This window comes from Herbaspirillum sp. GW821-FHT09A12 (genome assembly GCF_059418325.1).
The window spans coordinates 1,109,323-1,115,818 of record NZ_JBWKPR010000002.1 but is presented as its reverse complement, the minus strand read 5'-3'; the positions used below and the strand labels follow the sequence as shown (position 1 = coordinate 1,115,818).

The 6,496-nt window shown below is 63.2% G+C and carries 6 protein-coding genes; 3 read left to right on the top strand and 3 right to left on the bottom strand.

The features are described 5' to 3' along the window. Positions 1-296 precede the first annotated feature (296 nt). Entirely contained in the window at positions 297-1,658 is a 1,362-nt protein-coding gene (locus AC07N6_RS10200) for an MFS transporter (protein ID WP_494780173.1), read from the top strand. A gap of 90 nt (positions 1,659-1,748) precedes the next feature. Here the strand turns inward: AC07N6_RS10200 and AC07N6_RS10195 are convergent, their stop codons facing one another. Further along, entirely contained in the window at positions 1,749-2,738 is a 990-nt protein-coding gene (locus tag AC07N6_RS10195) for a LacI family DNA-binding transcriptional regulator (RefSeq protein WP_494780172.1), read from the bottom strand. A 203-nt stretch (positions 2,739-2,941) separates the two neighbouring features. Further along, the gene (locus AC07N6_RS10190; RefSeq protein WP_494780171.1) at positions 2,942-3,367 is read right to left on the bottom strand and encodes a MarR family winged helix-turn-helix transcriptional regulator; all 426 of its coding nucleotides are present in this window, start codon (positions 3,365-3,367) and stop codon (positions 2,942-2,944) included. Between the two features lie 175 nt (positions 3,368-3,542). Here AC07N6_RS10190 and AC07N6_RS10185 point away from each other — a divergent pair, with 175 nt between their 5' ends. Together AC07N6_RS10185 and AC07N6_RS10180 are read left to right on the top strand one after the other, a co-directional pair. Further along, positions 3,543-4,748, top strand: coding sequence for an HPP family protein (locus AC07N6_RS10185; RefSeq protein ID WP_494780170.1), 1,206 nt, complete (start codon positions 3,543-3,545; stop codon positions 4,746-4,748). 701 nt (positions 4,749-5,449) lie between these two features. Further along, complete coding sequence (locus AC07N6_RS10180; protein WP_494780169.1) at positions 5,450-5,656, top strand: DUF1289 domain-containing protein; 207 nt, start codon at positions 5,450-5,452, stop codon at positions 5,654-5,656. Between the two features lie 21 nt (positions 5,657-5,677). Here the strand turns inward: AC07N6_RS10180 and AC07N6_RS10175 are convergent, their stop codons facing one another. Continuing rightward, complete coding sequence (locus AC07N6_RS10175; protein WP_494780275.1) at positions 5,678-6,319, bottom strand: Maf family nucleotide pyrophosphatase; 642 nt, start codon at positions 6,317-6,319, stop codon at positions 5,678-5,680. Positions 6,320-6,496 lie beyond the last annotated feature (177 nt).

The window sequence follows — 6,496 nt, the reverse complement described above, 5'->3', positions numbered from 1 at the left end:
GTCTGCCTAGGCGTGGCGACGCGTCGTAGCGGTGCTACGGCAAGGAGCCACAACAACGGCAGGCGACGCTTGCTGGCCGCTCCCGGAGGGTTGCCCCAGAAGGCGCGCTGGCCGCGTTGCCCGGTGAGGCTGGTGGCCCACCACCAGCCTCACCGGGCGCCTTGCCACCCCGCCTTCTGGGAGCAACGCATCTCGCAGATTTAATGTGAACAGGCCCTGATGCCGGACGCACGACAAAACAGCCGGCCGGTGCGCAAAGCACCGCATGCGCCCGTCAACCAACAGGAGACAGACACATGAACACAATTGCAGGTACCCGGGTGCACCCGGTGGGCCACGGCCAGGCGCCGGCAGCGGCGGAGAACCTGAGCGAGGCAGAGATCCGGCAACGCAAGATGGCGCTGCGTTCGTCGGTCATCGGCACGGCGCTGGAGTGGTACGACTTTTTCCTTTACGGCACGGCGGCGGCGATCGTCTTCAACGTATTGTTTTTCACCAGGCTGGATCCGATGATCGGCACGCTGGCCGCTTTCGGTTCTTACGCGCTGGGGTTCGTGGTGCGCCCGCTGGGCGGCTTCGTGTTCGGCCATATCGGCGACAAGATCGGGCGCAAGAACGTGTTGGTGGTCACGCTCGTGATGATGGGCTTGTCCACCACGCTCATCGGCGTCTTGCCGACTTATGCCAGCATCGGCATCGCCGCGCCGATCCTGCTGACCTTGCTGCGGCTGGTGCAGGGCTTCGCCGCAGGCGCCGAGTTCGGCGGCGCGGTGACCATGTCGGCCGAGTATGCTCCGCCCGACAAGCGCGGCTACTACGCCAGCTGGCCGGGCGTCGGCGTGGCGCTGGGCGTGGTGCTTTCGGCGGGCGCCTTCGCGCTGGTGCGCATGATGCCGGAGGCCGATTTCATGCGTTACGGATGGCGCATTCCTTTCCTGCTTTCCTCGGTCGGCCTGGCGGTGGGGATCTATATCCGCCTGTTCGTGCAGGAGTCGCCCACTTTCGAAAAGATGAAGCAGCGCATGGCGGTGGCGAAGGCGCCCATCAAGGCGGTCTGGCAGGAGCAGAAGCGCAGCCTGCTGATTGCCATCGGCGCGCGCTTTTCGGAAAACACGGCAGGCTACATCTTCCAGGTGTGGGCCTTGTCGTATCTGACTGCCCAGCTCAAGGTCGAGGCCAGCGTCGGCCTGATGGCGGTGCTGATCGGCGCGGGCATCGGGGCCTTGCTCAATCCGTTTTGGGGAGCGCTGTCGGACCGTGTCGGCCGGCGACCAGTGTATATCCTCGGTATCCTCGTGATGATACTGGGCGCCTTCCCGTTTTTCTGGATGCTGGAGACGCGGGAAACCCCGATGATCATCGGCGCTTTCGTGATGATGATCGTGTTCGGGCTGTATCCGATGTTTTCGGTGCAGGCGGCTTTCTTCGCCGAGTTGTTCCCGCCGCGCATGCGCATGAGCGGCATCTGCTGCGCGCGCGAGCTGTCTTCGGTCATCACCGGCGGCATGGCGCCGGTGATTGCCACGGGCCTGTTGGCGTATTACGGCGGCAGCTACTATCCCATCATCGGCTACATCATGTTCATGGGCGGGGTGGCGCTGGTGGCCTTGCTGATCGCGCCGGAGACGCGCGGCATCGTGTATGACGAGGAGCAATAGCGCGCGCAAACCGGCTGGGCAATGGAAGCGGCCGGTGCGGTCAAATGTTGGCCGCACCGGCCGTTATGCCTGAATGGCAATGGCAGTGGTTCAGGCGCTTTCGCGTTCGACGATGGAATAGCCCAGATCGCATATCGGCTGGGCCACGCCCTGGCCGTTGAAGCGCGCCAGCAACATTTCCGCCGTGGTCAGGCCGATCTGGTGGCCGCTGATCTGCACCGTGGTCAGCGCCGGCGTGACTTCGGGGGCGATCTCGAGATTGGCGAAGCCGGCCAGCGCAATCTGCCCGGGCACCTGGATGCCGCGCCGGATGCATTCCATCGCGGCGCCGGCGGCGATGACGTCGTTGCTGAAGAAGACGGCATCGACATCGGGATGCTCCCTCAGCAGCAAGCCGATCGCTTCGCGCCCGGCGTGGAGGAAGGAGCCCAGCGGGATCTTGATGTGTATCGGCTCTTGCGCGCCCTGCGCCAGCACGGCCTCGCGCATGCCCGAAAAGCGCGCCATGCCGCGCGGATCTTCGCCGCCGATGAAGGCCATGCGGCGGTATCCCTTGCCGATGAGATAGTCGCCCATGGCGCGCCCGGCGGCATGGTTGTCGAAGCCGACCAGCATGTCGATGGGGCGTTTGGTCAGGTCCCAGGTTTCCACTACCGGAATGCCGGCCGCCTTCAGGCGCTGGCGCGTGCGGGCGGTATGCTGCACGCCGGTCAGCACCAGGCCGTCGACGCGGCGGCCGATGAAGGCTTCCACCAGGGCGGTCTCGGCCGTTTCAGAATAATTGGTCTGCCCCAGCAGCAGCTGGTAACCCTGTTCGCTGAGCTTTTCCGACAGCCCGCGCACGGTTTCCGCGAAGATCGAATGGCTGATGGTGGGGACGATGGCGGCGACGATACGGGTGCGGCGCGAGGCCAGGCCGCCGGCCAGCATGTTGGGGATGTAGCCCATGCTGGCGATGAAGGACTCCACCTTGGCGCGGGTTTCGGGTGAAACCTTTTCCGGCGTATTGATCACGCGCGACACCGTGATGTGCGACACGCCGGCGGCGCGGGCCACGTCTTCCTTGGTGATTGGGCGCATTGGAGCGGGGGCTGCTGCTGTCTCGGTATTCGGTTTTCTTGTCATTGGCAGGATTCAATTGCGGACCCGGATGGCGAGATATCACGCCTCTTTATTGCGTCTATCTATCGCGTCTATCGATGAAACGCGTTCCAGCATAACAGCATGGCTTGCCGGAATCAGTTGCGGAAAACCGCAGTTTGCCGCCAGCCTCAATGTCAGTATCAGTCGCGGTCGTTGAAGGCCGAGATGTGCGACACCTGGAACACGCCGGACAGCGATTGCAGTTCGTCGCGGTGCAACTGCGCCAGCCGGTGCAGGTATTGCTCCCCCAGGTTGGTCAGGCGCACCTGCACCAGGCGTTTGTCGCGGTCATCCGGCGCGCGCGTGACCAGACCGGCCTTCACGCACCGGGTCACCAGCGCCACCACGCCATGGTGCTGGGCCTGCAGCCGTTCCGCCAGCTCGCTGATGCTGGCCCATTCGCGGCCGGGAAAGCCTTTGATGTGCAGCAGCAGCAGGTATTGCAGCGGCGTGAGGCCTTCGCTTTGGGCGGCATCTTCGGAAAAGCGCAGGAAGCGGCGCAATTGGTAGCGGAAGTCGGAGAGCGCTTCGAAGTCTTCCTTCTGCAGGCGGGAGGCGCTTTTCATTGGCGGCGTCCATGTCCCGCGGACATGGAGTCTGTGGTGCGCATGCGCGGCAAGGTAGCTGCACGGCAGGTGGAATCGGACATGAATATCATCTTATGATGTAATTACGGTTTGGCTGCGCTGCGCCGGCGCGGCCGTTGAATGTATGAAAAGACAAAAGACGCCGAAAACAGATATGCCCGATTCTATCTTGCTGTGGCTTAAAAGTTTCATTCCGCCCAGAAACAACGTCGACCGCTTTGAGCGCATGCGTTCCTGTGCGGGGAGCCTGTTCGGTATCTTGCTGGCGGGGTTGGCGAGCTACGCCATCCTGCCGCATGAAGCCCGGACCATTTGGCTGATTGCGCCCATGGGCGCATCGGCGGTGCTGCTGTTTGCGGTGCCGTCCAGCCCGCTGGCGCAACCGTGGTCCATCATCGGCGGCAATCTCAGCGCCGCGCTGATTGGCATCAGTTGCGCCAAGCTGGTCCAGGAGCCGGCATTGGCCGCGGCGCTGGCCATTTCGCTGGCGATCGGCGCGATGTTTTTGTTGCGCTGCCTGCATCCGCCCAGCGGAGCGGTCGCCTTGACTGCCGTGCTGGGCGGGCCGGCGGTGCACGATATGGGCTATCAGTTCGTCTTGGCGCCGGTCGGTTTGAACTCGGTGCTGCTGTTGCTGGCGGCGCTGTTTTTCAATAACGCCAGCGGCCGCCGCTATCCGCATGCCCAGCAGAGCGCCGCGCCGCATCCGCACCAGACCAGGGACGAATTGCCGATCACCCGGCTGGGTTTTTCGCATGAGGACCTGGACGCGGTGCTCAAGAGCTATAACCAGGTGATCGACATCGGCCGCGACGACCTGGAAGAGATCTTCATGCAAACCGAGATGCGCGCCTATCACCGCCGTTTCGGCGAGACGCGCTGCGCGGCGGTGATGTCGCGCGATGTCGTGGCGGTGGAGTTCGCCACCGGCCTGGACGACGCCTGGGGCTTGTTGCAGAAGCATCGCCTGCGCGCGTTGCCAGTGATCGACCGGGGGCGGCATGTGATCGGCATTGTCAGCCGCAGCGATTTCCTTGAGCACGCCGGTGCGCAAGTGCATACCGGCCTGGCTGTGCAATTGCGCAAGCTGTTGCGCCGCGTGCCGTTTTCCCATTCCGACAAGCCGGAAGTGGTGGGCCAGATCATGAGCCGGCCGGTGATTTCCGCCGGGGTGGACACGCCGCTGCTGGAGCTGGTGCCGCGCATGGCCGATGGCTTGCACCAGATTCCCGTGCTGGACGGCGAGGGCAAGCTGGCGGGCATGCTGACCCAGTCCGACATGATCGCCGCGTTGTATGAAAAGAATCTGGCGGCGGCGCGTGCGGCATCTGTTGGCGCCGGCTTGCGCAGTGCGGCTTGACAGGGTGGCCGGGGAGGGCGATTCTGCCCGGAACGGTTCCCCGCGATGGGTTGTTGCCGATGCGATATTCTTGAGGGAGAGTTCGGGCGTAAGAGCGTGTTTATGATCTCGTCGGGAGTCGGTCAAATGTCATGTCAGGATGGGATGCAAGGCGCAAAACGTAGACGGGCCGGTTGGCCCGGCGAGGCTTTGCAACGCCGCAGGCCGCCTGAAAGGGCATTTGAACGGCCCCGAAGGAGATCATAAACACGCTCTAAGGGAGGTGTGATGAGAAAGTGTGCTTTGGCGGTCGCGATCGCCATGATGCTGGTTCTATCCGCTTGCGAGCGTAAGGGCGTTAATCCGCCCAAGCCGATGACATCGGCGCACACCATGCCTGTGCCGGCCTGAAAGGCGCGTCTGGCGGGAGTTATTGGAAAGGTGAATATCTGCTATTGCCACAATAAAGCAGACCGGGCCTTGGCGCATCGCTATAGTTGCACCTGTCTCCTCCAATCTCCTCCTTAAGAAATTGGATTCAAGCCCGCAGCCAACAGGTTCGCGGGCTTTTTTTTGCCTGTTTTCCCTGGCGCGGACAGGCGATTTGATGGTGTCGGCGATGGGCGGGTGCTTCTTGGTAAGATGGAGGCTGTTGCGCGGTCAGTCCGACGCGCTGCGCGCCGACCGGCAGCGCCTTGTGTTTTTCGTTCCAGAACCGTCCAATGTCCCCAACACCTCCGTCTTCCCCTCCTCCTGAACGGCCCGATACGCCTTGTGTGGCGGTCTGTTCCACCACCTTTGACGACGTTTGCCGCGGCTGCGGACGGACGGTCGATGAGGTGGCGCAATGGGTGTTCATGAATCCCGAGGAGCGCGAAGTGGTGTGGCAGCGCATCCTGGCGCAGGGATATCCGCGCCGCAATTACTGAGCTGCCGGCAGGGCGGTCTTTTCAGCGCGGCTGCGTCGCGGGTTGGCCGAAGAAGCCGATGCCGGCCTGGCGCAGCATATCGGTCAGCGCGATCAGCGGCAGTCCGGTGAGGGCGGTGGGGTCGTCGCTTTGTATGCTTTGCAGGATGGCAATGCCCAGGCCTTCGTTTTTTGCGCTGCCGGCGCAATCGTAGGGTTGCTCGATGCGCAGGTAGGCGTCGAGTTCGGCGTCCGGCAAGTCGCGGAATGTCACCAGGGTTTGCACGTTGCGCATCTGCGCGGCGGAAGCGGCATCGGGCCTGCGGCCATCCCACAGGCACAATGCGGTGTGGAAGATGACCTGGCGGCCGCGCATTTTCTGCAGTTGTTTCAGCGCATTGGCGTGGTTGCCGGGCTTGCCGATCTGTTCGCCGTCCAGGGTTGCTACCTGGTCCGACCCGATCACCAGCGCCGCGCCGGCCTTGGCCGCGACCGCCGCCGCTTTTTCGCGTGCCAGGCGCCAGGCGGTGGCAGCGGGCGTTTCGCCGGAATGCGGCGTTTCGTCGATGTCCGGCGCCATGGTGTCGAAGGGCAGGCCGAGGCGGCTGAGCAATTCTTTGCGATAGGCCGAGCTTGATCCGAGAATCAGGCGTGTCGGTGCGGCGATAGAGGTGTCTTGCGGCATGGCGGCGGTGTTGTTGTGCGGATATTGATATGGCCGGAAAGGCAAGATTGCCATCCAAATCCGGCCGAAAAGACGTTGCGCGGCGACAGTCATGCGACAAATTCGCAGGAAGCGCGCTAACGCTTTGACTGGTAAGGAAATTTTCTGTTATTATCGCAGGTTTTCCGGATTGCAGCT

Bases quoted from the DNA above. Each gene is read 5' to 3' on its own strand.
- AC07N6_RS10185 (WP_494780170.1), top strand. From the start codon at position 3,543: ATGCCCGATTCTATCTTGCTGTGGCTTAAAAGTTTCATTCCGCCCAGA.
- AC07N6_RS10175 (WP_494780275.1), bottom strand. From the start codon at position 6,319: ATGCCGCAAGACACCTCTATCGCCGCACCGACACGCCTGATTCTCGGA.
- AC07N6_RS10195 (WP_494780172.1), bottom strand. From the start codon at position 2,738: ATGCGCCCAATCACCAAGGAAGACGTGGCCCGCGCCGCCGGCGTGTCG.
- AC07N6_RS10190 (WP_494780171.1), bottom strand. From the start codon at position 3,367: ATGAAAAGCGCCTCCCGCCTGCAGAAGGAAGACTTCGAAGCGCTCTCC.
- AC07N6_RS10200 (WP_494780173.1), top strand. From the start codon at position 297: ATGAACACAATTGCAGGTACCCGGGTGCACCCGGTGGGCCACGGCCAG.
- AC07N6_RS10180 (WP_494780169.1), top strand. From the start codon at position 5,450: ATGTCCCCAACACCTCCGTCTTCCCCTCCTCCTGAACGGCCCGATACG.